The 26,448-nt window shown below is 72.9% G+C and carries 21 protein-coding genes; 16 read left to right on the top strand and 5 right to left on the bottom strand.

Annotated elements, in window-relative coordinates; translation table 11 throughout:
• Nucleotides 1–67 precede the first annotated feature (67 nt).
• Nucleotides 68–1,909 carry a serine hydrolase domain-containing protein gene (locus ABT034_RS13170; RefSeq protein ID WP_502972902.1) on the bottom strand — a complete coding sequence of 614 codons (1,842 nt, stop codon included), beginning with the start codon at nt 1,907–1,909 and terminating at the stop codon, nt 68–70.
• Here ABT034_RS13170 and ABT034_RS13165 point away from each other — a divergent pair.
• From ABT034_RS13165 to ABT034_RS13155, 3 genes are all read left to right on the top strand, one after another.
• The gene (locus ABT034_RS13165; RefSeq protein ID WP_351214396.1) at nt 1,878–3,002 is read left to right on the top strand and encodes an NAD(P)H-dependent flavin oxidoreductase; all 1,125 of its coding nucleotides are present in this window, start codon (nt 1,878–1,880) and stop codon (nt 3,000–3,002) included. The two genes, ABT034_RS13170 and ABT034_RS13165, sit on opposite strands and share 32 nt — an antisense overlap.
• Nucleotides 2,999–4,549 carry an acyl-CoA synthetase gene (locus tag ABT034_RS13160; protein WP_351214394.1) on the top strand — a complete coding sequence of 517 codons (1,551 nt, stop codon included), beginning with the start codon at nt 2,999–3,001 and terminating at the stop codon, nt 4,547–4,549. The genes ABT034_RS13165 and ABT034_RS13160 overlap by 4 nt, the downstream gene beginning before the upstream one ends.
• 165 nt (nt 4,550–4,714) lie before the next feature.
• Nucleotides 4,715–5,812, top strand: coding sequence for a calcium:cation antiporter (locus ABT034_RS13155; protein WP_351214393.1), 1,098 nt, complete (start codon nt 4,715–4,717; stop codon nt 5,810–5,812).
• Here the strand turns inward: ABT034_RS13155 and ABT034_RS13150 are convergent.
• Entirely contained in the window at nt 5,802–8,201 is a 2,400-nt protein-coding gene (locus ABT034_RS13150; protein ID WP_351214391.1) for a penicillin acylase family protein, read from the bottom strand. The genes ABT034_RS13155 and ABT034_RS13150 overlap by 11 nt on opposite strands.
• A gap of 156 nt (nt 8,202–8,357) precedes the next feature.
• On the opposite strand from ABT034_RS13150, the gene ABT034_RS13145 reads away from it, so the two are divergent.
• Nucleotides 8,358–9,863, top strand: coding sequence for a fatty acyl-CoA synthetase (locus ABT034_RS13145; RefSeq protein WP_351214389.1), 1,506 nt, complete (start codon nt 8,358–8,360; stop codon nt 9,861–9,863).
• 167 nt (nt 9,864–10,030) lie between these two features.
• Nucleotides 10,031–10,537, top strand: a complete 507-nt coding sequence (locus ABT034_RS13140) for a YccJ family protein (protein WP_351214387.1) — start codon at nt 10,031–10,033, stop codon at nt 10,535–10,537.
• Here the strand turns inward: ABT034_RS13140 and paaK are convergent.
• Nucleotides 10,534–11,823, bottom strand: coding sequence for a phenylacetate--CoA ligase PaaK (paaK, locus tag ABT034_RS13135; protein WP_351214385.1), 1,290 nt, complete (start codon nt 11,821–11,823; stop codon nt 10,534–10,536). The two genes, ABT034_RS13140 and paaK, sit on opposite strands and share 4 nt — an antisense overlap.
• 393 nt (nt 11,824–12,216) lie before the next feature.
• Between paaK and ABT034_RS13130 the strand changes: the two genes are divergently transcribed.
• The 4 genes from ABT034_RS13130 (at nt 12,217) to ABT034_RS13115 (ending at nt 16,943) form a co-directional block, all read left to right on the top strand.
• Entirely contained in the window at nt 12,217–13,437 is a 1,221-nt protein-coding gene (locus ABT034_RS13130) for a cytochrome P450 (protein WP_351214383.1), read from the top strand.
• A gap of 16 nt (nt 13,438–13,453) precedes the next feature.
• Complete coding sequence (locus tag ABT034_RS13125; protein WP_351214381.1) at nt 13,454–14,044, top strand: cupin domain-containing protein; 591 nt, start codon at nt 13,454–13,456, stop codon at nt 14,042–14,044.
• Nucleotides 14,045–14,104: 60 nt separating this feature from the next.
• Entirely contained in the window at nt 14,105–14,911 is an 807-nt protein-coding gene (locus tag ABT034_RS13120; RefSeq protein ID WP_351214379.1) for a GNAT family N-acetyltransferase, read from the top strand.
• A gap of 79 nt (nt 14,912–14,990) precedes the next feature.
• A complete protein-coding gene (locus ABT034_RS13115) occupies nt 14,991–16,943 on the top strand; it encodes a serine/threonine-protein kinase (RefSeq protein ID WP_351214377.1) in 1,953 nt (650 codons plus the stop codon).
• Nucleotides 16,944–16,993: 50 nt separating this feature from the next.
• Here ABT034_RS13115 and ABT034_RS13110 read toward each other — a convergent pair whose 3' ends face one another.
• A complete protein-coding gene (locus tag ABT034_RS13110) occupies nt 16,994–17,809 on the bottom strand; it encodes a pentapeptide repeat-containing protein (RefSeq protein WP_351214376.1) in 816 nt (271 codons plus the stop codon).
• A 103-nt stretch (nt 17,810–17,912) separates the two neighbouring features.
• Between ABT034_RS13110 and ABT034_RS13105 the strand changes: the two genes are divergently transcribed.
• Nucleotides 17,913–19,427, top strand: a complete 1,515-nt coding sequence (locus ABT034_RS13105; protein ID WP_351214374.1) for an alpha/beta fold hydrolase — start codon at nt 17,913–17,915, stop codon at nt 19,425–19,427.
• Here ABT034_RS13105 and ABT034_RS13100 read toward each other — a convergent pair.
• Nucleotides 19,424–21,082 carry an acyl-CoA synthetase gene (locus ABT034_RS13100; RefSeq protein WP_351214662.1) on the bottom strand — a complete coding sequence of 553 codons (1,659 nt, stop codon included), beginning with the start codon at nt 21,080–21,082 and terminating at the stop codon, nt 19,424–19,426. The genes ABT034_RS13105 and ABT034_RS13100 overlap by 4 nt on opposite strands.
• Nucleotides 21,083–21,247: 165 nt before the next feature.
• Here ABT034_RS13100 and ABT034_RS13095 point away from each other — a divergent pair, with 165 nt between their 5' ends.
• The 6 genes from ABT034_RS13095 to ABT034_RS13070 all read left to right on the top strand — a co-directional run bounded on the left by ABT034_RS13095 (nt 21,248) and on the right by ABT034_RS13070 (nt 26,395).
• Nucleotides 21,248–22,048 carry a crotonase/enoyl-CoA hydratase family protein gene (locus tag ABT034_RS13095; protein ID WP_351214372.1) on the top strand — a complete coding sequence of 267 codons (801 nt, stop codon included), beginning with the start codon at nt 21,248–21,250 and terminating at the stop codon, nt 22,046–22,048.
• 106 nt (nt 22,049–22,154) lie between these two features.
• On the top strand, nt 22,155–23,135 hold the full coding sequence (locus ABT034_RS13090; RefSeq protein WP_351214370.1) for a Zn-ribbon domain-containing OB-fold protein: 981 nt from the start codon (nt 22,155–22,157) through the stop codon (nt 23,133–23,135).
• A complete protein-coding gene (locus ABT034_RS13085; protein WP_351214368.1) occupies nt 23,132–24,199 on the top strand; it encodes a thiolase family protein in 1,068 nt (355 codons plus the stop codon). Before ABT034_RS13090 ends, ABT034_RS13085 begins: the two co-directional genes overlap by 4 nt.
• Nucleotides 24,192–25,358 (top strand): thiolase family protein, encoded by a 1,167-nt coding sequence (locus tag ABT034_RS13080; RefSeq protein WP_351214366.1) that lies wholly within the window; start codon nt 24,192–24,194, stop codon nt 25,356–25,358. The genes ABT034_RS13085 and ABT034_RS13080 overlap by 8 nt, the downstream gene beginning before the upstream one ends.
• A 153-nt stretch (nt 25,359–25,511) precedes the next feature.
• Nucleotides 25,512–26,012 carry a hypothetical protein gene (locus ABT034_RS13075; RefSeq protein WP_351214365.1) on the top strand — a complete coding sequence of 167 codons (501 nt, stop codon included), beginning with the start codon at nt 25,512–25,514 and terminating at the stop codon, nt 26,010–26,012.
• Nucleotides 26,013–26,029: 17 nt separating this feature from the next.
• On the top strand, nt 26,030–26,395 hold the full coding sequence (locus ABT034_RS13070) for an RNA-binding S4 domain-containing protein (RefSeq protein WP_351214363.1): 366 nt from the start codon (nt 26,030–26,032) through the stop codon (nt 26,393–26,395).
• Nucleotides 26,396–26,448: the final 53 nt, after the last annotated feature.

Below are 26,448 nucleotides of genomic sequence, written 5' to 3'. Positions count from 1 at the left end.
TCCGCCGGGGACGGTACCTCATGTGATCACTTGTACGCGCTCCGTACTGACGGTTCGCCCGATGGGCTCAATCCGCTGATCTACTCCAGCCGTTCGCTTCGATCCGCGCCCCGTCCTCCGGCCGGGCCTCGTCGAACACCGGGCGCCCCGCCCCGTCGAGAACCCGCAGCTCATCCACGTACACGCCCCTCCCCACGTACCGCAGGCCCGCGGCGTGCCGCCAGCGCACGCGTCCGTCCGTCCCGGGCAGCGGCGCGGACACCGTGTGCCAGACGCGTCCGGACCAGCCGCCGACCGTACCCGCCGGGTGCTCGGTGCGCCCGTCGGTGGTGAAGGGCACCGGCCGCCAGGTCGCCCCGCCGTCCCCGGAGGCCTCGAGGGCGAGGTCGGCGCCCGGCGCGGTGTCCCACCACAGGGCGCACTCGAACCGTGCCGCACCCGGCACCGGCGGCAGGGTGAGCGTGCCGGTGCTGCCGCACTCCATGCCGGAGAACCAGGCCGTACGGTTCCGGGCCGGCCGTACGGGCACGGCCCTGGCCAGCCGGTCGGCGAGGGCCACGCGCGGGGCGGAGCCCGAGCGCCAGGAGCGGACCGGGTGCACGGAGTTGCCGAGGACGATCAGGAACGTGTCGGTCGTCGGGTCCAGGACCACGCTCGTACCGGTGAAGCCGGTGTGTCCGGCCGTACGGGGAGTGGCCATCGCGCCCATGTACCAGCGCTGGTCCAGCTCGAAGCCGAGACCGTGGCCGGCACCGGGGAAGGCGCTGTTGAAGTCGGTGAACATCAGCTCCACCGAGGCGGGGGAGAGGATACGGGCCCCGCCGTACACCCCTCCGTCGAGCAGGGTACGGGCGAGGATCGCGAGGTCCCAGGCGCGGGAGAAGATCCCGGCGTGGCCCGCGACCCCGCCCAGGGCGTGGGCGTTCTCGTCGTGGACCTCGCCCCACACCAGGCCGCGGTCGAGGCCGGACCACGGGGGCCGTGCGTCCTCGGTGGCGGCGATCGTCGGCCGCCAGGAGAGCGGTGGATTGAAACGAGTGCGGTGCATCCCGAGCGGAGCGGTGATCTGGTCGTGGAGCAGGGCATCAAGACCGCGACCGGTGATCTCCTCCAGAACCAGCTGGAGCGCGATCAGGTTCAGATCCGAGTAGAGGTACGCGCTCCCCGGCGGGTGCGCCGGCACCTCGTCCCACAGCAGCCGCAGCTTCCCCTCCCGCGTCGGCTCCCGGAACAGCGGCAGCCACGACCGCAACCCGGACGTGTGGGTGAGCAGATGACGGACCGTGACCTTCCGCTTCCCACCACCGCCGAACTCCGGCAGGTAAGCGGCGACCCGCTCCTCCAGTTCCAGCGCCCCGCGCTCGACCTGCTGCACCGCCAGGACCGCGGTGAACAGCTTGGTGACCGACGCCAGATCGAATACGGTCTCCTCCGCCATGGGGATCCGGCACTCCGGCGGCGGTTCGACCCCGGTGTCCGTCGTCTCGTCGTAGGCCGTGTACCGCACGGCCGAACCGATCGCCCGGTGCAGGGCGACGGTCCCGCCCCGCCCGGCGAGCAGCACGGCACCCGCGTACCAGGGGTGCGCGGGGGAGGGGGCGAGAAACTTCCCGGCCTCCGCGACCAGCGCGTCCAGGTGTACGGAGAGCAGCCCGGCCTGCTCGGCCGACCCCTGCCGCAAGGTGCTCCGCCGCTCGGCCCCACCGGCTCCGCCCGTCACGGTCGACCCGCCCTCTCGTCGTCTCCTCCGCCGAGCCCACCCTCCCTCACGCCCGGCCGCGACGGCACCCGCGTACCGACGTGCCGCCTCCAAAGAATCTGACGAGGCATCAGAAAACCTCTTCCCTCCGGCGCGCCGCTGCGGCATCCTGCCGCCCATGAAGACGGAGCTGAGTCGCACCCTGGGCATCGAGCACGCCATCTTCGGCTTCACGCCCTTCCCGGCGGTGGCCGCCGCACTCACCAGAGCCGGCGGGTTCGGCGTCCTCGGCGCCGTCCGCTACACCGACCCCGACGAGCTCGCCCGCGACCTCGACTGGATGCAGGCACACACCGACGGGCTGCCCTACGGCCTCGACGTCGTGATGCCCGCCAAGAAGGTGGAAGCCCCGGACAAGGGAACCCTGACCGAGGCCGACGTCGAGGCCATGATCCCGGAGGAGCACCGGGCGTTCGTCCGCGCCACCCTCGCCAAGCACGGCGTGCCGGAACTCGCCGAGGGCGAGGCCTCCGGCTGGCGCATCACCGGCTGGATGGAGCAGGTCGCCCGCAACCAGCTCGACGTGGCCTTCGACTACCCGATCAAACTCCTCGCCAACGCCCTCGGCTCGCCGCCCCCCGACGTCGTCGCCCGCGCCCACGACCACGGCGTGCTCGTCGCCGCCCTCGCCGGCAGCGCCCGCCACGCCCGCCACCACGCCGAAGCCGGCATCGACATCGTCGTCGCCCAGGGGTACGAGGCGGGCGGCCACACCGGCGAGATCGCGTCCATGGTCCTCACCCCCGAGGTCGTCGACGCCGTGTCCCCGCTGCCCGTCCTCGCCGCCGGCGGCATCGGCAGCGGCGAGCAGATCGCCGCCGGACTCGCCCTCGGCGCCCAGGGCGTCTGGCTCGGCTCGATCTGGCTCACCACCACCGAGGCCGAGCTGCACTCCCGCGCCCTCACGGCCAAGCTCCTCGCCGCGGGCTCCGGCGACACCGTCCGCTCCCGCGCCCTGACCGGCAAGCCAGCCCGGCAGCTCCGCACCGAATGGACCGACGCCTGGGACGACCCGTCGGGGCCCGGCACGCTCCCCATGCCGCTCCAGGGACTCCTCGTCGCCGAGGCCGTCTCCCGTATCCAGCGGTACGAGGTCGAGCCGCTCCTCGGCACCCCGGTCGGGCAGATCGTCGGCCGGATGAACTCCGAGCGCAGCGTCCAGCAGGTCGTCGACGAGCTCACCCGCGGCTTCGAGAAGGCCGTCACCCGCATCAACCGTATAGCCGGACGGAGCGCACGGTGAATCAGAGTCCCACCGGTTTCTGGTCCCAGGCCGCCGCCGACCCCGGCCGTACGGTCCTCGTCGCACCCGACGGCGAGGAGTGGACCGCCGGCCGGCTGCACACCGAGGCCAACCGGCTCGTCCACGGGCTGCGCGCCGCCGGGCTCGAACGCGGCGACGCCTTCGCCGTCGTCCTGCCCAACGGCCCCGAGTTCTTCGCCGCCCATCTCGCCGCCACCCAGGCCGGGTTCTACCTCGTCCCCGTCAACCACCACTTCGTCGGCCCCGAGATCGCCTGGATCGTCGCCGACTCCGGCGCCAAGGTCCTCCTCGCCCACGAACGGTTCGCCGAGGCCGTGACCCTCGCCGCCGACGAGGCCGGTCTCGCCGCCATCCACCGGTACGCCGTCGGGACGGTGCCCGGCTTCCGCCCGTACGCCGAACTGCTCGAAGGCCAGGACGGATCCCCACCCGGCGACCGCACCCTCGGCTGGGTCATGAACTACACCTCCGGCACCACGGGCCGCCCCCGCGGCATCCGCCGCCCGCTCCCCGGCAGACTCCCCGAGGAGACCCCTCTCGGCGGCTTCCTCGGCATCTTCGGCATCCGGCCGCACGACGGAAACGTCCACCTCGTCTGCTCACCGCTCTACCACACCGCGGTCCTCCAGTTCGCCTCGGCGGCCCTGCACATCGGGCATCCCCTCGTCCTCATGGACCGGTGGACGCCCGAGGAGATGCTCCGCCTGATCGACCGGTACGCCTGCACCCACACCCATATGGTCCCCACCCAGTTCCACCGGCTCCTCGCCCTCCCCGAGGAGGTACGGGAGCGGTACGACGTCTCCTCGATGCGCCACGCCATCCACGGCGCCGCACCCTGCCCCGAGCACGTGAAACGGGCGATGATCGACTGGTGGGGCCGGTGCGTCGAGGAGTACTACGCCGCCAGCGAGGGCGGTGGCGCCTTCGCGACCGCCGAGGAGTGGCTGAAGAAGCCCGGCACGGTCGGCAGGGCCTGGCCCATCAGCGAACTCGCCGTCTTCGACGACGACGGGGTACGACTGCCGGCCGGCGAACTCGGCACCGTCTACCTGAAGATGAACACCGGCGGCTTCCAGTACCACAAGGACGAGGCCAAGACGGCCAAGAACCGCATCGGCGACTTCTTCACCGTGGGCGACCTCGGGACCCTCGACGAGGACGGCTATCTCTTCCTCCGCGACCGCAAGATCGACATGATCATCTCCGGCGGGGTCAACATCTACCCCGCCGAGATCGAGGCCGCGCTCCTCGCCCACCCCGCCGTCGCGGACGCCGCCGCCTTCGGCATCCCGCACGCCGAATGGGGCGAGGAGGTCAAGGCCGTCGTCGAGGCGGCCGAGGGACACGAGCCCGGCCCGGCGCTCGCCACCGAGATCCTGGCCCACTGCGCCGACCGCCTCGCCGGCTTCAAACGCCCCAAGTCGGTCGACTTCGTCCCCACCATGCCCCGCGACCCCAACGGCAAGCTGTACAAGCGCCGTCTCCGCGACCCGTACTGGGAGGGCCGGGAACGGCTCCTCTAGCAGGCCGAAGGCCCACGGGGCCGGCACGGGAGCAGCTGCGCCCCTCCGAACGTCCCGACGCCGGGGCGGGCGGCCGCCAGGCCGGAACTCAATCACCTGTTCCTCCCACCGACCGCGCCCGCCGTACGAAACGGTCGAAAGCCCCTTTGTGGCAGGATGCGGATCATGAGTTCGAGTACGGCGTCATTGACACGGCAGTGGACCACCTGGGGGCCGGTGGTGGCGGCGCTTGCGCTTGGCGCGGCCTGGGGGCGCGACCTGCCGGGCTTTGCCGTCGGGCTCATCGCGCTCTGCCTGATCGCCGCCGTCCTCGCCGCGGTCCACCACGCCGAGGTCATCGCCCACCGTGTCGGCGAACCCTACGGATCGCTCGTCCTCGCCGTGGCCGTCACCATCATCGAGGTGGGGCTCATCGTCACGCTGATGGCCGGTGGCGGTGAGAAGACCTCGACCTACGCGCGCGACACCGTCTTCGCCGCCGTCATGATCACCTGCAACGGCATCGTCGGCCTGTCCCTCCTCGTCGGCGCGCTCCGCAACCGCGTTGCGGTCTTCAACGCCGAGGGGTCCGGCGGCGCACTCGCCACCGTCTGCACCCTGGCCACGATGACGCTGGTCCTGCCGTCCTTCACCACCAGCCACGCAGGCCCCGAGTTCTCCACCGCCCAACTCGCCTTCGCCGCCGTCGCCTCGCTCTGCCTGTACGGCGTGTTCGTCGGCGTCCAGACCGTGCGGCACCGGGACTACTTCCTGCCCGTGCCGCGTCCGGGCCAGGACTCGGCGGAGGAGCACGCGGACCCGCCCACCAAGCGCGACGCCTGGACCAGCCTCGGCCTGCTCCTCCTCGCCCTCGTCGCCGTCGTCGGACTCGCGAAGCTGATCTCGCCCACGATCGAGGACGGCGTGGAGTCGGCGGGCCTGCCCAAGGCGGTCGTCGGTGTCGTCATCGCCCTGATGGTGCTGCTGCCCGAGACCCTCGCCGCCGTCCGCGCGGCCCGCCGGGACCGTATGCAGACCAGCCTCAACCTCGCCTACGGCTCCGCGATCGCCAGCATCGGACTGACGATTCCGGCGATCGCGCTCGCCTCGATCTGGCTGTCCGGGCCCCTCGTGCTCGGGCTCGGCCCGCTCCACATGGTCCTGCTCGTCCTCACCGGCGTGGTGAGCGCCCTGACCGTGGTGCCCGGACGCGCCACCCTCCTCCAGGGCGGCGTCCATCTCTCGATCTTCGCCGCCTTCGTCTTCCTGTCGTTCAGCCCCTGACGACCACCACCCGCAGCGCCGGCGAGCGCAGGATGTCCTTCTCGCAGAACCGGGAGGTCACCCAGCGCTCGCCCGCGTACAGCCGGGTCTGGTCGCTGTAGTACGGCGACCCCGGGTTCGACGACTGGGAGTACGCGAGCAGGGTGCGGGCCACCGGACACCGGCCGCCGTCCCAGCCCACCGCCTGCACATGACTGGTGCCGTGCGCGACCTCCACATAGCCGCCGCCCGCCGCGTCCCACACGGCCTCGGTCTTGTTCCAGACGCCGAGCGACTCCGTGCCGCCGCTCACCGGGATCCGCTGCCCGTTCCGTACGACGAACTGGTGCGCTCCCAGCGGCGCGTCCAGCGGGATCCCGGCGGCCCGCAGCTCCGCGGCCGCGTCCGTCAGCGCCTTCGCGAAACCGGGTGCCGCCGTGTTCAGGGTGTGCGGGGTACGGACCGGGTCGGCCGGCGAGAACGGCACCTTCCACTGGTCGGCCGGCTTCACCGCGGCGGTGAACTTCCGCCAGAACCGGTCGAAGAGCAACGCGCCCCGGCTGTCCGTGTCCACCGTCCGGTCCCAGGCGCCGATCACCCGGCAGACCTCCGGGTCGGAGGGCAGGGTGGACGCGCAGGCCTTCGCCGCGTCGGCGGCCGCCATGTCACCGGCCGGCGCCCGGTTCGCGAACTGCTGGCGCTGGAGGTCGGCCACCGTCAGACCGCCGCGCCCGGCCATCGCCGCCACGTCCTCGACACCGCCCCGGGTCCGCAGCGAGCGCGGAGTGGCGACGGTCCCGAAGATCCGCTCGTAGCCGGTCAGCGGCCGGTCGGCGTTGGTCAGCCAGGCGCTGTCGTTGGAGTTCCCCACGTACGGGGTGTCCCGCAGCACCGGCATCCGCGCCGGGCCGAAGACCCCCGGCTGCACCGCGTCCGGGTCGGAGCCGAGCGCGCAGTCCGACCGCGAACCGTCGAGGACCGCGACACCCGAGGACGGGTAGGTGGCCCGGCCGAGGGGGGTGGAGCAGCGGGCTGCCAGTTCGTCGGTGATCCGGGGGAGCACCTGGGACTGGCTGAAGTAGGAGTGCCCGGCCGAGTCGGCCGCGATCGTGTTGACCCACGGCAGCCCCTGCGTACGGCGCAGGGTGTCGGCGATGTCCTGCGTGGACCGGGCCTTTCCGAAGCCGAGTGCGGTGTCGGAGCCCCGCAGGTTGACCGCGTTGGGGTCGTGGAGCGCGTACGCCGTGGTCGTCGTCCACGGCAGCGGGAGCTGCGGGCCGAGGCCGCCGACGACCGGGCCGTACCGGGTCCACCACTGGGTACGGGTGACGGGCGCGCCGTCCTTGACCGGCACGGTCACCTGACGTGGGGTCATCCGCTCCGGTCGGCCGTCCACGAGGTACGAGGTCGGGTCACCGGGCGAGAGCGTCAGCTGGTGCAGGTTGAGCGGCACCCCGGTGGCGACGGTGTGGCTCCAGGCCACCTTGTCGTTGAAGCCGATGTTCACGACGGTCGTCCCGAGGAGCGAGGCGCCCGAGACGTTCAGCTCGCCCGGGATGGTCTGCTGCGACTGCCAGAAACGCCGGCCGCCCTGCCACGGATAGTGCGGGTTGCCCAGGAGCAGCCCGCGCCCGTTCGCCGTGGTGGCGCCCGAGAAGGCGACGGCGTTGGAGCCCATGGTGGCGTTCTCGGCGGCGAACAGCTCCCGAGCGGCCGTGGCCGTACGCTCCGGGTCGGGCACCTGGACGGGCGCCCCCGGGGCTGCGGCCGGCGGGCGGGCGGCGGTGATGCCGTCGACGGCCCGGCCCTGTCCGCCGAGCACCGAGACGGCGAAGCCGCGCCGGGCCACGTCGAGCGCGGACACCGGGCGGACCCAGTCGGCCCCCGCGCAGGCGGGGTCCGCTATCCGGTTCTTCCGCAGCCAGGCGTTGTAGCCCGCGGCCCAGCCGCGCATGAGCTCCTTGAGGTCGCGGCTCGGCCCGGCCGGCGCCGGGGTCGCGAGCAGCTCCTCCACCGTCCCCGCGTCCTTCACCCCGCGGAAGTACAGGTCGCTGGAGAGGTTCGTGGCGGCGGAGGACAGTGAACCGTCCGTGGCGGCGTCCGGGCCGAAGTGCCGGGAGCGTTCCCCGTTCACGGTCAGGAAGCCGTCCGCGAGCGTGCAGACCTGGTCGGCGGCCTGCGCCCAACCCGTCCCGAAGCCGAGGTTCGCGTAGTCCCCGGCCACGATGTGCGGAACGCCGTACTCGGTGTACCGGATGACGGCCGACAGGCCCCGGTCGGACGGATGGTGGCCCCGGCCACCGGAGCCGTCACCGGAGTCGGCGACCGCCGCGCCCGGCAGCGACGCGGTGACGACGGCCAGGGCGGCGCCGGTGAGTGCCAGGTGTTTCAGTCGGGTGCGGAGATGCAAGGTGTCTCCCAACGGACGGATGGACACTGTGGGTTGCACCATGCACGCAGCCACCCGCCCCCTTGTCAACATCCCGTTCGGTATCCGAGGTCCAGGCGGGTACGACCCGCCTCCCGGTACTTGACCTTCCGCCCGGTACGCGCCGAGGATCACCGCATGGATCGACTCCTCAGCCGCGCCGTCGACGGTGTCCTGCGCAAGAGCGCCCAGCGCGTCCCCGACCGGCTCGCCGTCCGCTACGCCGACCGGACCTGGACGTACGCCGAGCTGGACGAGGCCGTCTCCACCGCCGCCGCAGTCCTGCGGGAGCCGCACCACCTCGGGCTGCCCGAGACGGCGCGGGTCGCGACCTACGGCCTCAACTCGGACGCGTACCTGATCGCGTTCCTCGCCTGCTCGCGGGCGGGCCTGATCCATGTGCCGGTCAACCACCACCTGACCGGGGACGACCTCAGCTACCTCCTGGAGCAGTCGGACACCTCGCTCGTCCTCGCCGACCCCGCCCTCGCGGAGCGCGTACCGGACGGATTCGCCGTCAAGACGCTGCGGGACGCGCCCGGTTCACTCCTCGACGCGCTCGCCGCACCGGAGACGTACGACACGGACCGCGACGCCCGGGAGTACGTCCAGCTGCTCTACACCTCGGGCACGACCGCCCAGCCCAAGGGCGCGATGATGACCCACCGGGCCCTCGTCCACGAGTACGCGAGCGCGATCGAGGCCCTCGACCTGCACGAGGACGACCGGCCGGTGCACGCGCTGCCGCTCTACCACTCGGCGCAGACGCACGTCTTCCTGCTGCCGTACCTCGCCGTCGGCGCCGAGAACACGATCATCGACGGACCCGATCCCGCCGTCCTGTTCGACCTGATCGAGGCGGGCCGCGCCGACAGCCTCTTCGCCCCACCGACGGTCTGGATCGGCCTCGCCAACCACCCCGACTTCGCGACGCGCGACCTGTCGGCCCTCCGCAAGGCCTATTACGGCGCCTCGATCATGCCCGTGCCCGTCCTGGAGCGGCTGCGCGCCCGGCTGCCCGACCTCGCCTTCTACAACTGCTTCGGCCAGTCCGAGATCGGCCCGCTCGCCACCGTCCTCGGCCCCGACGAGCACGAGGGCCGGATGGACTCGTGCGGCCGTCCGGTCCGCCACGTAGAGGCCCGGGTCGTCGACGAACACGGCAAGGACGTGCCCGACGGCACCCCCGGCGAGATCGTCTACCGCTCGCCGCAACTGTGCGACGGCTACTGGCGCAAGCCCGACGAGACCAAGGCGGCCTTCCGCGGCGGCTGGTTCCACTCGGGCGACCTCGCCGTCCGCGACGCCGAGGGCTACTACACGATCGTCGACCGGGTGAAGGACGTCATCAACTCCGGCGGCGTCCTGGTCGCCTCGCGCCAGGTCGAGGACGCGCTCTACACCCACCCCGGCGTCGCCGAGGTGGCCGTGATCGGCCTCCCCGACGACCGCTGGATCGAGGCGGTCACGGCCGTGGTCGTCCCGCACGGCGAGGTCACCGAGACCGAACTCCTCACCCACGCACGGGAGAAGCTCGCCCACTTCAAGGCCCCGAAGCGCATCCACTTCACCCCCGAGCTGCCCCGCAACGCCAGCGGCAAGATCCTCAAGCGCGAACTCCGGGAACGGTACGCGGAGGCCTGAGACATCTCACCGACCTGCGGAGCAGCAGCTCAGCACCCTCGATATCCGATACCCGCGGCCGCCTCCGTCGGGACGATGATGGAGGCGTGGACATCCCCGTACGCCTCAGCACACTCGCCCTCCGCCATGTGCCGCCGGGCCCGTACGCGATCGAGCCCTGAGCGGAGGTGCGTCCCCTCGTCGACGGCAGGGACGTGCTCGCGGAGATCCACCCCGACGGGGTGTCGAGCTGCTCGGCCCGGGACTGGGTCCGTCCGCCTGGGGAATGGCCGCTGTCGGCGCCGGAGGAACCGCGCGAGGTCGAGCTGTCCCACAACAACTGCCACACCGGCTGCTGCGGTGGCGTCTTCGTCACGATCCGCCGCGAGGGTGACCGCGTGGTGTGGTCCTCCTTGCGGAACACGAGCGAGACCCGGGTGCCCGTGCCCGCGGAGGTCCGGTTCGACGCGGCCGAGTACGACGCCGAACTCGCACGCGCCGCCGCGGACACGGCCTGGGAGGAGCCCGTGGACACAGTCGCCCGCCTGACGGCCACGGAACTCACGGACAGCGGCTGGTTCGAGCCGACGACCCCCGCGAGACCGCCGACCGGTGGTGAGGCCGAGCCCCCGCTCCGACGCCCTTCCGGCGGATCGGGGCCGGGGCCGAGCCCCCATCCGCCGGGCAGGCCCTAGTCCGACGTCCGCAGGTCCACGATCCGCTTGATCTTGCCCACCGAGCGCTCCAGCGTCTCCGGGTCGACCACCTCGACCCCGACCGAGACCCCGATGCCGTCCTTGACCGCCGACGCGATCGCCCGGGCCGCCTCGGCGCGCTCATCGGCCGTCGCTCCCGCGCGGGCCTCGGCGCGGACCGTCAGGGCGTCGAGCCGGCCCTCGCGGGTCAGCCGCAGCTGGAAGTGCGGGGCCACGGCCGGGGTGCGGAGGACGATCTCCTCGATCTGGGTGGGGAAGAGGTTCACCCCGCGCAGGATGATCATGTCGTCGCTGCGGCCCGTGACCTTCTCCATCCGCCGGAACACCCGCGCGGTCCCCGGTAGCAGACGGGTCAGATCGCGGGTCCGGTAGCGGACGATCGGCATGGCCTCCTTGGTGAGCGAGGTGAAGACCAGCTCCCCCTCCTCCCCGTCCGGCAGCACCTCGCCCGTGAACGGGTCCACGATCTCCGGGTAGAAGTGGTCCTCCCAGATGTGCAGACCGTCCTTGGTCTCCACGCACTCCTGAGCCACGCCCGGGCCGATGACCTCCGAAAGGCCGTATATGTCGACGGCGTCGATTGCGAAGGCCTCCTCGATCTCCTTCCGCATCGCCTCCGTCCACGGCTCGGCGCCGAAGACGCCCACCTTCAGGGAGGTCGAGCGCGGGTCGACGCCCTGCCGCTCGAACTCGTCGAGCAGCGTCAGCATGTACGAGGGGGTCACCATGATGATCTCGGGGCGGAAGTCCTGGATCAGCTGCACCTGCCGGGCCGTCATACCGCCCGAGGCGGGGATCACCGTGCACCCGAGGCGCTCCGCGCCGTAGTGGGCGCCGAGTCCGCCGGTGAACAGGCCGTATCCGTACGCCACATGGACCTTGTGGCCGGGGCGGGCCCCGGCGGCGCGCAGGGAACGGGCGACCACGTCGGCCCACATGTCGAGGTCGCCGTCGGTGTATCCGACGACGGTCGGCCGGCCGGTGGTGCCGCTGGAGGCGTGGACGCGCCGGATCCGGGACTGGTCGACGGCGAACATGCCGAAGGGGTAGTGGTCGCGCAGGTCCGTCTTGGCGGTGAAGGGGAAGCGGGCCAGGTCCGCGAGCGTCCGGCAGTCGTCCGGGGCCACCCCGGCCGCGTCGAAGGAGCGCCGGTAGAAGTCCACGTTCTCGTACGCGTGCCGCAGGCTCGCGCGCAACCGCTCCAGCTGGAGCGCCGCCAGCTCCTCGCGTCCGAGCCGCTCGCCACTGTCCAGCAGGTCCCTCATCGCGCCACTCCTCCACGGTCCCGCTCGTAAAACGGACGACCGATCATTCGGTAGATGCGTTCCGGGCCAGTAAAACCGCAGGGACCGGGGGCTTGGCAAGGGGGCTGCGGAACTTTTCCCGGCACGGCCGGGTGCGGGCCGGTCATCACACCTTGGGGTGTCTTTCCGGCGGCCCCGGCACGGCGTGCGTCCGGCGCGGGGAAGGGTGGATCAGCCGAGGTCCGCCCGGTCTCGGTTCCGCCGCCCGGCTCCGCCGCCCCGGTTCCGGACGGCGGCCCGCCCGCGTGCCCGGACGAAAGTGAACGTCATGCCCGACCCGCACCTTCCCACCGTCGCCGTCGCCGCCGCCACCGCGACCGCCACCGTCACCGCCCCCGAGGGGACGGCGGCTCCGTGACCGCCACCACGGCCACCGACGCCGACACCCCCCAGGTCCACTTCTGGGCCGTGCCCGACCTCACCGGCCTCGACTTCGACCCGCTGCTCGCCAAGCTGCTGCACGAGGACCCCGTCACCCGGGTCCGGCTGCCGCACGGCGAAGGGCACGCCTGGCTCGTCACCCGGTACGAGGACGTCAAGTTCGTCTCCGTCGACTCCCGCTTCAGCCGCCAGGCCGTCTGGGGTCGCTCCATCACCCGCGTCGCCCCCCACTTCATCCCGATGGAAGGCGCCGTCGGCTTCGCCGACCCGCCGGACCACACCCGGATGCGACGCGTCGTCGCCCGTGCCTTCAGCGCCCGCGCGCTCGGCGCCCTGCGCGACCACGCCCAGGACGTCATGGACCGGCTCCTGGACCGGGTCGAGGAGCACGGCGCGCCCGCCGACCTCATGGAGCTTGTCAACCGGCCCTTCCCTCTCGCCATGGTCAGCGAACTCATGGGAGTGCCCGAGGGCGACCAGCCGTTGATGGCCCGCTGGTCCGACACCATCATCTCCGCCGCCGCAGGCCGGGAGGCCAGCGAGCAGGCCAAGGCCGACATGGGCCGCTACTTCACCGAGCTCGTCGGCCGCAACCACGGCACCGGCAAGGAGACCCTCGCCGCCGTCCTCGCCGACGCCGTCGACGACGAGACCCTCACCGAGACCGAGGCCGTCGGACTCGCCGTCCTCATCCAGATCGGCGGCGCCCACGCCGTCCGCAACAACAGCGCCAACATGGTGTACGCGCTGCTCACCCACCCCGAGCACCTCGCCCGGCTGCGCGCGGAACCCGAACTGATCCCGCAGGCCGTCGACGAGCTCCTCCGCTACATCCCGCACCGCAACGCCGTCGGCCTCTCCCGGATCGCCCTGGAGGACGTCGAGGTCGGCGGGATCACCATCCCGGCCGGCGACCCCGTCTACGTCTCCTACCTGACCGCCAACCGCGACCCCGACGTCTTCCCCGACCCCGAACGCCTCGACTTCGACCGCGGCTACAACCCGCACGTCGCCTTCGGACACGGCCCCCACTACTGCCCGGGTTCCGCGCTCGCCCGCATCGAGTCGGAGATCCTCGTCGACTCCCTGTGGACCCGCTTCCCCGACCTGCGGCTCGCCGTGCCGGATGACCAGCTCCGCTGGCAGCGCGGAGCCCTCATCCGCGGTCCAGAGACCCTCCCGGTCACCTGGTGAGAGGAGCCCGTACACCGTGACAGCCACCGCGATCGGACCGGGCGGCGGCCTCATCGTGCCGCCCGGCCACGGCAAGACCCTCACCACCGCCGCCCAGCACGTCACCTTCAAGGTGACCGGCGAGCACTCCCGTACCGCCTCCACCTTCGAGGTCGTCGTCCCGCCCGGCTTCGACGTCGGTGCCCACGCCCACGGACACAGCGAGGAACTCTTCTACGTCCTGGAGGGCGAGCTCGACGTCCTCGCCTTCGAACCGCTCGTCCGCACCAAGGACAGCTGGCGGGAGTGGGAGTCCTCCTCCGGGCAGCGAGCCGTGCGCGCCACCCCCGGCACCCTGATCCTGGTGCCCTCCGGCTGCCCGCACGCCTTCGCCAACCCCACCGGCGACCCCGTCCGCATGCTCTTCCAGGCCTCGCCGCCGCCCGACCACGAGCGGTACTTCGAGGAGCTCATGGAGATCCTCGGCTCGGGCGGCGAGGTCGACCACCAGGCCGTCGAACAGCTCCGGATCCGCTACGACATCGACCAGATCACCCCGCTCCGGCACGACGCGGGACAGACCGCCGACACGCCATCGGGCCCCCGGACGGCGACCCGCACCCCATGACCCCCCGCGGCGGCGGAAATCCCGTTGCCGCAGGTCGGACGCGGTGCTGGAGTGACCCCCATGGAACCCCAGCCCCAGCACCTGCGTGACCTGTACGACCGTCAGCTCCGCCGAGGGGCCCGCCCCGACGGACCCGGCTGCCGGATCGAACGCGACGGCGACGTCGTCCGCCAGACGGGACCCGCGCACGCCTGGAACGGCGTGCTCTGGTCCCACCTGGACGCCCCCGCCGCCGACCGGGCCATCGCCCGGCAGATCGACCACTACCGCACCGCCGGCCGGTCCTTCGAGTGGAAGCTGTACGCCCACGACACCCCCGCAGACCTCGGCGAGCGGCTTCTCGCCGCGGGCTTCACCGCCGAGGACCCCGAGACCCTGATGGCCGCCGAAGCCTCCGCGCTGCCCCTGGACGTACCGCTCCCCGAAGGCGTCGAACTCCGCGCCGTCACCGACGAGACCGGGGTACGCCAGGTGGTCGAGGTCCACGAACGCGCCTTCGGCACCGACAGCACCCACATCGGCCGCCAACTCCTCGACCGCCTCGCGGCCGACCCCGGCACCGTCACCGCCGTCGTCGCCCTCGCGGCCGGCGAACCCGTCAGCGCGGCCCGCCTCGAACTCTGCCCCGGTACCGACTTCGCCGGACTCTGGGGCGGCGGCACCGTCGAGAGCTGGCGCGGCCGCGGCCTCTACCGCGCCCTCGTCGCGCACCGCACCCGCCTCGCGGCCGAACGCGGCCACCGCTACGTCCAGGTCGACGCCGCCGACACCAGCCGCCCGATCCTCCAGCGCCTCGGCTTCCTGACCCTCTCCACCACGACCCCCTACACCTACGACGTACGGACCGCCCCGGCGCCCCGCCCGTAGGCCGCGCGGCGGGCCCGACCGCCCCACGGCGGTAGGGTGCCGTCCGGCAACACAGTTCCACGTGGGGAGACATGCATTCATGAGTGGTCAGCAGCCGGGTCGAGGCGCCGCGGGCGAGATCTTCCAACCGCTCGCCGCGGACGACCCCACCACGGTCGCCGGGTACCGGCTCGCCGCCAGGCTGGGGGCCGGCGGCATGGGGAAGGTGTACCTGTCGTACACGCCCGGCGGCCGACCCGTGGCGATCAAGCTGATCCGCCCCGAGTTCGGCGAGGACGCGGAGTTCCGCCGCCGCTTCGCCCAGGAGGTGCGCTCCGCGCAGCGCGTGCAGGGACTCTTCACCGCACCCGTGATCGACGCCGACCCGGAAGGCGCCCAGCCCTGGCTGGCCACTGCCTACGTCCCGGGCCCTTCGCTCGCCGACGCGGTCGTCACCCACGGCGCCCTGCCCGTGGAGACGGTGCTGCTGCTCGTCGCCGGGATGGCCGAGGCCCTGCACGTCATCCACGGCGCCGGGATCGTCCACCGCGACCTCAAGCCGTCCAACGTGCTGCTCGCCTCCGACGGGCCCCGCGTCATCGACTTCGGCATCGCCCACGCGGCCGACGCGACCTCGCTCACCGGCAGCGGCGTCACCATCGGCACCCCGTCGTTCATGGCGCCCGAGCAGGCCGCCGGCCGCAAGGTGACCCCGGCGACGGACATCTTCGCGCTCGGGCAGGTCGCGGCCTACGCGGCGACGGGGGCCCCGGCGTTCGGCGAGGGCACCTCGCACGGCGTGCTGTACCGCATCGTGCACGAGGAGCCGGACCTCAGCGCCGTGCCGGAGCGGCTGAGCGAGCTCGTCACGCGGTGCCTCGCGAAGGACCCCGAGGCGCGGCCCACGCTCGCCGAGGTCATCCGCCTCTGCCAGGAGGCGAACGCGGCGACGGTCCTCCGCCGCCCCGAGGACTGGCTGCCGGGCGCGGTCTCCGCCGAGATCACCGCCCGGGCCGCGGCCCCCGCCCCCGTCCAGACACCCCCGCCCCCGCCGACCGCCCCGGCGGCCGGCTACTCACCCACCGCTCCGTCGGGCCCCACCGCCCCGGCGGCGGGCTACTCACCCACCGCTCCGTCCGGCCCGACCGCCCCGGCCGTCGGCCACGCGCCCACGGCCCCCGCCGCGGCGTACGCGCCCACCGCCTCCGCTACCCCGGCCCCGCCGACCGCCCCGCCCGGCGCCTACGGGCCTCCGGCCGGACAGCAGCCGCCCCCGCATGCAGGGCCGTACCGCACGCCCGTGCCCCACCCGGCGCACGCCGCCCCCACCCCTGCCTACGCGCCGACGCAGGGTCCCGTCCCCACGCCGTACCAGCACCTCGGGGCCCCGGGCGGGCACCCGCACACCGCGCCCGGAGCCGCGCGGGGCCGGGCCGGGCGAGGGCTGCTCGTGGCCGTCGCCGCCGTCCTCGCCTTCGGCGCCGTCGGCGGGGTGACGGCGTACGTCATGCTGAAGGACAAGGGGCAGGAGACCACGGCCAACGGCGACAAGCCGAGCGGCGCGAAGCCGAGCGGTGGCCCGTCGACGGGCCAGGGCGGTGGGACGACACCCGGCGCCACCGGCAGCCCCGCCGACGCGCAGCCCCCGACCGGCGCCGCCGACCCGCAGCCCGCCGACTTCAAGGCCGTCAACCTCACCGCCGGCTACCACCTGACGCTCGGCGACGACACCGTGCGGCCCCAGAAGGGCGAGGACGGCGGATACGAACTCTCCTACGACACCGGCGGATACCTCGACGCGGAGACCAGCGGCGGCAGCCTGGTCCTCCTCGACCCGGGCCAGAAGGGCTCGCTCGCCGTGTGCCGCGCGGAGACCCGGTTCACCACGGACGTCTACGTGAACAAGCTGTCCACGGGCCGTCAGATCTGCGTCACGACCGGCACGGGGCACCTCGGCCTCGTCACCGTCAAGGGCATCTCCCCGGAGGACTCGCCCAGCACGTACCTGACGCTCGACGTCACGGTCTGGCGCAACGCGGCGGTCTCCTCGTAACGGGGGGCGGCCTCCTCGTAAGGGGGGCGGCCTCCTCGTCACGAGGTCCGTCAGGCCGTCCAGTGCGCGGGGCGCTCGAAACCCTCCGGGAGGCGGGTGGCGGCGCTCCCGCGCGCCGCGTTCAGCTGGGGCTGCGTCAGGAAGAGGGCGCCGGTCAGATCCGCCCCCGACAGATCGGCGTCCCGCAGGTCCGCGCCGATCAGATCCGCGAGCGACAGGTCCGCCCCCGTCAGATCGGCGGCGATGAGCAGCGCCCCGCGCAGGTCGGTGCCGCGCAGCTTCGCCCCGCGCAGCCGCTTCCCGACCAGGTCCGCCCCGCGCCTGCTCCTCGGCTTCCCGCCCGCCGTGGCGCGGACCAGTTCGCTCGTCCGCAGCAGCAGCCGGTTCACGTCGGCGCGCACCTCGGGAACCCTCAGCTCCTCCAGCGCGTCCGCCGCGCCCCGGGTGAGCTCCTCGACCCGGTCGAGCGCCTTCCGCAGCTCGGCGTGGACCGGGCGGGCCGCCGGCCGGGCCAGCCCCTCGCTGAGGTAGCGCATCAGCTCGTGCAGCTGACGCATCACATAGAACACGCCGAACATCCGGCTCGCGGTCTCCGGCGCCTCGCGCCAGGACACCCCGCCGAAGGTCACCTGGGAGACCTGCTGGCCCGCGCCGAAGCAGTCGTACACCGTGCAGCCCTGGAAACCGCTGGGCCGCAGCCGGGTGTGGATGCCGCAGCGGAAGTCCTCCCGGAGGTTCCGGCAGGGCTCGCCGGGCGCCTTGTCCACGGCGAAGTCGGCCGACTTCGCGAAGGGCAGCGCCACACAGCACAGGCCGAAGCAGTTCGCGCAGTCGCCGCGCAGCGCGGGATCTCCGGTCTCAGGCACGGTGAAACGGTTCCTTCGCAGATCGGGGACGGTCCGTCCACCGTATCGCGCTCTCGGTGAAACCGATTGCGAAGATCGCCGGGAGCGGGTGAGGATCGGCGCCATGCCGAAGTTCACGACGTACGACGGGACCGAACTCGCCTACCGGATCCTCGGGGAGGGCGAGCCACTGGTGTGCCTGGCGGGCGGACCGATGCGCGACGCCGACTACCTCGGCGACCTCGGGGGACTCGCCGCCCACCGCGCCCTCGTCGTGCTCGACACCCGTGGCACCGGGGCGAGCGCCGAACCCGCCGACCCCGGCACGTACCGCTGCGACCGGCAGGTCGGCGACGTCGAGGCGCTCCGCGCCCACCTCGACCTGGAGCGGATCGACCTCCTCGGCCATTCGGCGGCAGGAACCCTGGCCACCCTGTACGCCGCCGCGCACCCCGAGCGGATCCGCTCCCTCGTCCTCGTCACCCCCGCCGGCCGTGCGGTCGGCGTCGACACCACCGACGAGGAATGGGACAAGGCCGTCGAGGTCTTCGCCGACCGGCCGTGGTACCCGGAGGCCCGCGCCGCGCTCGCCACGATCGGCCCGGACACCCCGCTCCCACGCGTCCTGGAGATCATCGGGCCCTTCTCGTACGGGCGGTGGGACGCCGCCGCCCAGGAGCACGCCGCGGCGCGGCGGATGCGCTGGGATGCCGTCTCCGCCTACCACGGCGACGGCGCCTGCGATCCGGAGTCGACCCGCCGCGCCCTCACCGCGCTCACGGCGCCCGTGCTGATCCTGGCGGGGGAGTACGACGCGGGCCCCACCCCGGCCAAGGCGGCCGAGGCCGCCTCCCACTTCCCGGGCGCCGAACTCGTCGTCCTGCCGGGCGCCGGACACTTCCCGTGGGTGGACGACGCGGATGCCTTCGTCCGCCCGGTCGCCGCGTTCCTCGATCCGGAGGTCCGTACGGTCACGGTGGACGGCGTACGCCTCGCCTACCGGGTACGGGGCTCCGAGGAGGCCCCGCCCGTCGTCCTGGTCCATGGGCGCGGTGAGAACAGCACCACCTGGAGCCGCGTCGCGAAGGAACTCGCCGCCGACCACCGGGTGTACGCGGTCGACCTGCGCGGACACGGACTGAGCGACCGGCCGGGCCACTACGGTTTCGACGTCTTCCGTGACGAACTCGGCGGCTTCCTCAAGGCCCTCGGTCTCACCGGCGCCACGGTCGTCGCCCACTCGATGGGCGCCGCCGCGGCCTTCCTGCTCGCCCAGCGGGAACCGGACCTGATCGGCCGGCTCGTCCTGGAGGAGCCCCCGGCCTTCGTCCCGCTCGACCCGCCGCGACCGGTGGCCGAGCGCCCCTCAGGTCCCCTCGGGTTCGACTGGGAGATCGTCCTGGCCACCGACGCCCAGTTGAACGCCCCCGACCCGGCCTGGCGCGAGGAGCTGCCGGCGATCAAGGCCCCCACTCTGGTCCTCACGGGCGGCCCGGCCAGCCACGTTCCTCAGGAGCACCTCTCCAGGCTCGCCGAACGCATCCCCGACGCCCGCCTCGTCGGGATCGAGGCGGGGCATCTCGTCCACACCGACCGTCCCGAGGAATTCCTCACGGCGGTACGGGAGTTCGGGCTCTAGCCGTCGGCCCCCGCGCCCCCGCCCGTCCCCGTGACCGCCGCGTCCGCCTCCACCGCCACCGAGCGGGCCCAGCGGTAGTCCGCCTTGCCGCTGGGGGAGCGCTGGATGCGGTCGGTCAGGACCAGCTGGCGGGGCACCTTGTACCCGGCGAGGCGGGGGCGGCAGTGGGTCTGGAGGGAGTCCAGGTCCAGCGGCGGGGCGTCCGCGCGGAGCTGGACGACCGCGGCGACGTGGTTGCCCCAGCGGGCGTCGGGGACTCCCGCGACCAGCGCGTCGTACACGTCGGGGTGCGACTTCAGGGCCTGCTCCACCTCCTCCGGGTAGACCTTCTCGCCGCCCGTGTTGATGCACTGGGAACCGCGCCCGAGGACGGTGACCACCCCGGCCTCGTCCACGGTCGCCATGTCCCCGAGGAGCACCCACCGCACCCCGTCCCGCTCGAAGAAGGTCTCGGCGGTCTTGGCCGGGTCGTTGTAGTAGCCGAGCGGCACGTGGCCGCGCTGGGCGAGCCGCCCGATCTCGCCCGGGGCGACGGGGGCGCGGGTCGCCGGGTCGACCACCTGGGTGCGTTCGTTGACATGCAGCCGGAAGCCCCTGGCCGGGCCGGAGTCGTCGGTCGCGCGGCCGTTGGAACCGGACTCGGTGGAGCCGAAGTTGTTGAGGAGCAGCACGTTCGGCATGAGTTCCTGGAGCTGGGCCCGCACGGTGTCGGACATGATGGCCCCGGACGAGGACAGGCTGAACAGGGCGGAGAGGTCAGTGCCGCTCAGCGGCCCGCGCAGCGCGTCCACGAGCGGCCGCAGCATCGCGTCCCCGACCAGGGAGATGCTGGACACCTTCTCCTTCTCCAGGGTGCGGAGAACCTCCTCAGGCACGTACTTGCGGTGCAGGACCACCCGCTGGCCGTAGTTGAGGGCGATGAACGCGGTCAGCGTGGACGTGCCGTGCATGAGCGGCGGCGCGGGGAAGAAGGCGATGCCGGAGCCACCGGCCGCCACCCGCTCGGCCAGCTCCTCGGGGCGCTTCACGGGCTCGCCCGAGGGGTCCCCGCCGAAGAGCCCCGCGAAGAAGAGGTCCTCCTGGCGCCACAGGACGCCCTTGGGCATCCCGGTCGTCCCGCCGGTGTAGATGATGAAGAGGTCGTCGGCCGAGCGCGGCCCGAAGCCCCGCTCGGGCGAGCCGGCGGCCTCCGCCTCGGCGAACGGCACGCAGTCGAGGACCCCCGCCCCCTCGGCCGGGGCCCCCACCCGTACGAGGTGCCGCAGCTTCTCGGTCTGCGGGAGTGCCGCCGCCACCCGGTCGGTGAACTCGGCGTCGAAGACGAGTGCGGCCAGGTCGGCGTCCCGGTAGAGGTAGACGAGCTCCTCCTCCACGTACCGGTAGTTCACGTTGACCGGCACGATCCGCGCCTTGAGGCAGGCGAGGACGGTCTGGAGGTACTCGACGCCGTTGTAGAGGTGGAGCCCGAGGTGTTCGCCGGGCCGGACGCCCGCGTCGACGAGGTGGTGGGCGATCCGGTTGGCCGCCGCGTCCAGTTCGGCGTAGGTGAGCCGCCGCTCCGCGCCGGTGCCCGGATGGTCGACGTACACCAGCGCCTCGCGGTCGGGGACCACGTCGACGACCGATTCGAACAGGTCGGCAAGGTTGTACTCCACCATTCCTCCTGACCCCGGCACGTACGGACTCGGGCGGTCATTAGAGCGCCGTACGCCGACGGGGGGAAGAGGTCGCGCAGAAGAATCTGACTAGGTGTCAGAAAACTATTGAACTGGGCCCCGGGCTACTGCAACCTGTTCCAGAACTGGAGACGGGAGACCCCCATGGGTGGCACCGAACACCTCACCGTGCGGCGCGAAGGCGGCACGCTCGTACTCACCTTGAACCGCCCCGAGGCCAAGAACGCCCTCTCACTGCCGATGCTCGTCGGCCTCTACGACGGCTGGCTGGAAGCCGACGCCGACGACAGCGTCCGCTCGGTCGTCCTCACCGGCGCGGGTGGCGCCTTCTGCGCCGGCATGGACCTCAAGGCCCTGGCCGGCAAGGGCATGGAGGGCGAGCAGTACCGGGACCGGCTGAAGGCCGACCCCGACCTCCACTGGAAGGCGATGCTGCGCCACCACCGCCCCCGCAAACCCGTCATCGCCGCCGTCGAGGGGTACTGCGTCGCCGGCGGCACCGAGATCCTCCAGGGCACCGACATCAGGGTCGCGGCCACCTCCGCCACGTTCGGCCTCTTCGAGGTCCGTCGCGGCCTCTTCCCCATCGGCGGCTCCACCGTCCGCCTGCCCCGCCAGATCGCCCGCACCCACGCCCTGGAAATGCTCCTCACCGGCCGCCCGTATACCGCCGAGGAAGCCGCCCGCATCGGCCTCGTCGGCCGCGTCGTCCCCGACGGCACCGCACTCGACACGGCCCTCGACATCGCCGAACGCATCAACGCGTGCGGGCCGTTGGCGGTCGAGGCGGTGAAGGCGTCGGTCTACGAGACGGCCGAGATGACCGAGACGGAGGGCCTTGCCGCCGAGCTGAAGCGGGGGTGGCCGATCTTCGACACGGCGGACGCGAGGGAGGGGGCGAGGGCGTTCACGGAGAAGCGGGCGGCGGTGTACCGGCGGGAGTGACCGTGACCGGGGGCTCCACCCCCGGACCTCCGCGCCTCAAACGCCGGCGGGGCCGAGTTTCCAGCCCGCCCGGCGTTTGCCATCACCCCCATCAAGGAGCCCACCCATGACAACCGCCACCCCCGCCCCCACCCCACCCCCCGAGATCCTCCGCGCCCCCCTGATCGTCGAGTTCCCCTTCACCCGCTCCCTCGGTCCCGTCCAGTCCGCCTTCCTCACCGGACTGCGTGAGCGGACCGTACTCGGCGTCCGCACCGAAGCCGGCGAGGTGCTCGTCCCGCCCGTCGAGTACGACCCCGCCACCGCCGCCGAGCTCCGCGACCTCGTCGAGGTCGCCGCCACCGGCACCGTCACCACCTGGGCCTGGAACCCCGAGCCCCGCCCCGGCCAGCCCCTGGCGACCCCCTTCGCCTGGGTCCTCGTCCGTCTCGACGGCGCCGACACCGCCCTCCTGCACGCCCTCGACGCACCCGGCCCCGAAGCCGTCCGCACCGGACTGCGGGTCCGGATCCGCTGGGCCGCCGAACGCGTCGGCGCCATCACCGACATCGCCTGCTTCGAGCCGTACGACACCGACAGCGCTACCGCCCCCGAACCGCAGCCCCACGACGGCCTGTTCGACGCCCCCGTCACCGGCATCGTCGCCGCCGCCCGCCTCGACTACACCTACAGCCCCGGCCGCGCCCAGACCCGCTATCTCCACGCCCTCGCCGAGCGCCGTACCGTCGGCGAACGCTGCCCCTCCTGCGCCAAGGTGTACGTGCCGCCCCGCGGCGCCTGCCCCACTTGCGGCATCGCCACCACCGACCAGGTCGAGGTCGGCCCACGGGGCACGGTGACCACCTACTGCATCGTCAACATCAAGGCGAAGAACCTCGACATCGAGGTGCCCTACGTCTACGCCCACATCGCCCTCGACGGCGCCGGGCTCGCCCTCCACGGCCGGATCGGCGGCATCCCTTACGACCAGGTCCGCATGGGCCTGCGCGTCGAACCCGTGTGGAGCGAGGACGGCCGCTATCCCGACCACTACCGGCCCACCGGCGAGCCCGACGCCGACTACGACACCTACAAGGAGCTGCTGTGACGCCGCACCGGCCGGGCCGAGAGGTGGCGATCGTCGCCTTCGCCCAGAGCGACCACCGCCGTCGCACCGACGACCTCTCCGAGGTCGAGATGGTCATGCCCGTCCTCCACGAGGTGCTCCGGCAGACCGGGCTCAAGACCTCCGACATCGGCTTCACCTGCTCCGGCTCCTCCGACTACCTCGCCGGCCGGGCCTTCTCGTTCACCATGGCCCTCGACGGCGTCGGCGCCTGGCCCCCCATCTCCGAGTCCCACGTCGAGACCGACGGAGCCTGGGCGCTGTACGAGGCCTGGGTGAAGCTCCTCACCGGCGAGGCCGACACCGCCCTCGTCTACTCCTACGGGAAGTCCTCGCCCGGCTCCGTCCGTGACGTCCTCACCCGCCAGCTCGACCCCTACTACCTCGCCCCGCTCTGGCCCGACTCCGTCGCCCTCGCCGCCCTCCAGGCGCAGGCCCTCCTCGACGCGGGCGACGCCGACGAGCCCGCCCTCGCCGCGATCGCCGCCCGCAGCCGCGAGGACGCCACGGCGAACCCGCACGCCCAACTGCCCGGCGCCCGCCCCCAGGGCGGCTACGTGGTCCATCCGCTGCGCACCGGCGACTGCCCGCCCATCGGCGACGGCGCCGCCGCCGTGATCCTCGCCGCCGGGGACCGGGCCCGCGCACTCTGCGACCGGCCCGCGTGGATCCGCGGCATGGACCACCGCATCGAGGCCCACTCCCTCGGCGTCCGCGACCTCACCCACTCGCCCTCCACCCGCCTCGCGGCCGAACGCGCCGGTGCCTTCGAGCGGCCCGTCGACACCGCCGAACTCCACGCGCCCTTCACCTCCCAGGAGGTCGTCCTGAGGAAGGCCCTGGACCTCGACGACAGGGTGAGGGTCAACCCCTCCGGCGGCGCCCTCGCCGCCAACCCCGTCATGGCCACCGGCCTCATCCGGCTCGGCGAGGCCGCCGCCCGCATCCACCGCGGCGACTCCGACCGCGCCCTCGCCCACGCCACCTCGGGGCCCTGCCTCCAGCAGAACCTGGTCGCCGTCCTGGAAGGGGACTCCGATGTCTGAAGAGCCCGTTGCCGTCGTCGGCATCGGCCAGACCAAACACGTCGCCGCCCGCGGGGACGTGTCGATCGCCGGACTCGTCCGCGAGGCCGCCGCCCGCGCCCTGGCGGACGCCGAGCTGACCTGGACGGACATCGACGCCGTCGTCATCGGCAAGGCCCCCGACTTCTTCGAGGGCGTGATGATGCCGGAGCTGTACCTCGCGGACGCCCTCGGCGCGGTCGGCAAACCCATGCTCCGGGTGCACACCGCCGGATCGGTCGGCGGCTCCACCGCGCTCGTCGCCGCCAACCTGGTCGCGGCGCGCGTCCACCGCACCGTCCTCACCCTCGCGTTCGAGAAGCAGTCCGAGTCCAACGCCATGTGGGGCCTCTCCCTGCCCGTCCCCTTCCAGCAGCCGCTGCTCGCCGGGGCCGGAGGCTTCTTCGCCCCGCACGTCCGGGCCTATATGCGCCGCACCGGCGCCCCCGACGCGATCGGCTCCCTCGTGGCGTACAAGGACCGGCGCAACGCGCTCCTCAACCCGTACGCCCACCTCCACGAGCACGACCTCACCCTGGAGAAGGTGCAGGCCTCCCCGATGCTCTGGGACCCGATCCGCTACTCGGAGACCTGTCCCTCGTCGGACGGGGCCTGCGCGATGGTCCTCACCGACCGTACGGGCGCGGCCCGTTCGCCCCGGCCGCCCGCCTGGGTGCACGGCGGCGCGATGCGCAGCGAACCCACCCTCTTCGCGGGCAAGGACTTCGTCTCGCCGCGGGCGGGACGGGACTGCGCCGCCGACGTCTACCGGCAGGCCGGCATCACCGACCCCCGGCGGGAGATCGACGCCGTCGAGATGTACGTACCGTTCTCCTGGTACGAGCCGATGTGGCTGGAGAACCTGGGCTTCGCCGAGGAGGGCGAGGGCTGGAAGCTCACCGAGGCCGGAGTCACCGAACTCGACGGCGACCTGCCCGTGAACCCCTCCGGCGGGGTGCTCTCCACCAACCCCATCGGCGCCTCCGGCATGATCCGCTTCGCCGAGGCCGCCCTCCAGGTACGCGGGGAGGCGGGCGAGCACCAGGTCGACGGCGCCCGCAGGGCGCTCGGGCACGCCTACGGAGGCGGCGCCCAGTTCTTCTCCATGTGGCTCGTGGGGGACACCCCGCCCACGAGCTGAGCCGGGACCCGGGCGGGACGCCACCCTCCGGAAACGTGGTCACTGAGGGTGAGGGTGACGGCGCCGTGCTCACGTAAGGTGAGCGCGGTGGTCCGTGCCGCCCGGAGCCGCCCGGCGCGTCGCGTCGCGCGGCCGGGCACGTACCATGGCCGTATGTCCTTCCTCCGCCGCCGCAGCGCCGCCACTCCCGCGGGCCCGGACTTCGATGTCCTGGCCATGGACCCGGGGGACTGGCCCGGAAACCTCGGCGCCGGCCTGCTGCCCGCACCCGACGGTTCCTGCCAGGGTGTCTTCCTCCGGTACGACCTGTTCGGCGGCCGGGGCCCCGCGATGATCATCGGTAATCTGCCGGAGGGCTCCCCGGCGCGCGAGCTCGCGGAGGGCCAGATCCCCTTCGAGGTGGCCCAGCTCCTCGCCGCCCTCGAGAACGACGAGCCGATCGAGGTCCTCGACACCGAGGACGTCCCCGTGATGCAGGGCGACAACCTCCTGATCGTCCGCCGCCTCAAGCTCTCCGAGAGCCGCATCTCCTGCGTCCAGTTCGACCGCAGCGACAACGTCCTCGTGACGATCGCCAGTTGGGACCGGCCGATCACCGACGACCTGTACGCACTGCTCAAGCCGCTGCCCGCCGAGCTGTTCCAGCAGGGCTGACGGGGGAGCGGGGGCCGATGAGCGCACGCGTCGACAGCTGGATCTGGGCGGTCCGGCTCACCAAGACCCGTTCCCAGGCCGCCGCGGCCTGCCGGGCCGGCCACGTCAAGGTCAACGGCGAGCGGGCCAAGCCCGCCCAGCCGGTGAAGCCCGGCGACGAGGTCAGGCTCTTCCACGGCGGCCGTGAGCGGATCGTCGAGGTCAAGGAGCTCCACACCAAGCGGGTGGGCCCGCCGGTCGCCGTCGAGGCGTACGTGGACAACAGTCCGCCCCCGCCGCCGCGCGAGGAGGTGGCCGTCGCCGCCGTACGCGACCGGGGCGCAGGACGCCCCACCAAGCGGGACCGCCGCGAGCTCGACGAGCTGCGCGGCCGACGCCCCTGACGCCCGACCGATACGGACGAGGGCCGTCCACGGAGCTTCCCGTGGACGGCCCT

Origin of the sequence: Streptomyces sp. NPDC002773 (assembly GCF_040295605.1) — a bacterium.
GTDB lineage: Bacteria > Actinomycetota > Actinomycetes > Streptomycetales > Streptomycetaceae > Streptomyces.
The sequence above is the reverse complement of the archived record's forward strand: the minus strand, read 5'-3'. Positions and strand labels throughout refer to the sequence as shown.

Excerpts from the sequence above, each read along its gene's own strand:
- ABT034_RS13165 (WP_351214396.1), top strand. The coding sequence starts at position 1,878 with ATGAAGACGGAGCTGAGTCGCACCCTGGGCATCGAGCACGCCATCTTC.
- ABT034_RS13170 (WP_502972902.1), bottom strand. The coding sequence starts at position 1,909 with ATGCCCAGGGTGCGACTCAGCTCCGTCTTCATGGGCGGCAGGATGCCG.
- ABT034_RS13155 (WP_351214393.1), top strand. The coding sequence starts at position 4,715 with ATGAGTTCGAGTACGGCGTCATTGACACGGCAGTGGACCACCTGGGGG.
- ABT034_RS13145 (WP_351214389.1), top strand. The coding sequence starts at position 8,358 with ATGGATCGACTCCTCAGCCGCGCCGTCGACGGTGTCCTGCGCAAGAGC.
- paaK (WP_351214385.1), bottom strand. The coding sequence starts at position 11,823 with ATGAGGGACCTGCTGGACAGTGGCGAGCGGCTCGGACGCGAGGAGCTG.
- ABT034_RS13120 (WP_351214379.1), top strand. The coding sequence starts at position 14,105 with ATGGAACCCCAGCCCCAGCACCTGCGTGACCTGTACGACCGTCAGCTC.
- ABT034_RS13115 (WP_351214377.1), top strand. The coding sequence starts at position 14,991 with ATGAGTGGTCAGCAGCCGGGTCGAGGCGCCGCGGGCGAGATCTTCCAA.
- ABT034_RS13105 (WP_351214374.1), top strand. The coding sequence starts at position 17,913 with ATGCCGAAGTTCACGACGTACGACGGGACCGAACTCGCCTACCGGATC.
- ABT034_RS13095 (WP_351214372.1), top strand. The coding sequence starts at position 21,248 with ATGGGTGGCACCGAACACCTCACCGTGCGGCGCGAAGGCGGCACGCTC.
- ABT034_RS13090 (WP_351214370.1), top strand. The coding sequence starts at position 22,155 with ATGACAACCGCCACCCCCGCCCCCACCCCACCCCCCGAGATCCTCCGC.
- ABT034_RS13080 (WP_351214366.1), top strand. The coding sequence starts at position 24,192 with ATGTCTGAAGAGCCCGTTGCCGTCGTCGGCATCGGCCAGACCAAACAC.
- ABT034_RS13075 (WP_351214365.1), top strand. The coding sequence starts at position 25,512 with ATGTCCTTCCTCCGCCGCCGCAGCGCCGCCACTCCCGCGGGCCCGGAC.
- ABT034_RS13070 (WP_351214363.1), top strand. The coding sequence starts at position 26,030 with ATGAGCGCACGCGTCGACAGCTGGATCTGGGCGGTCCGGCTCACCAAG.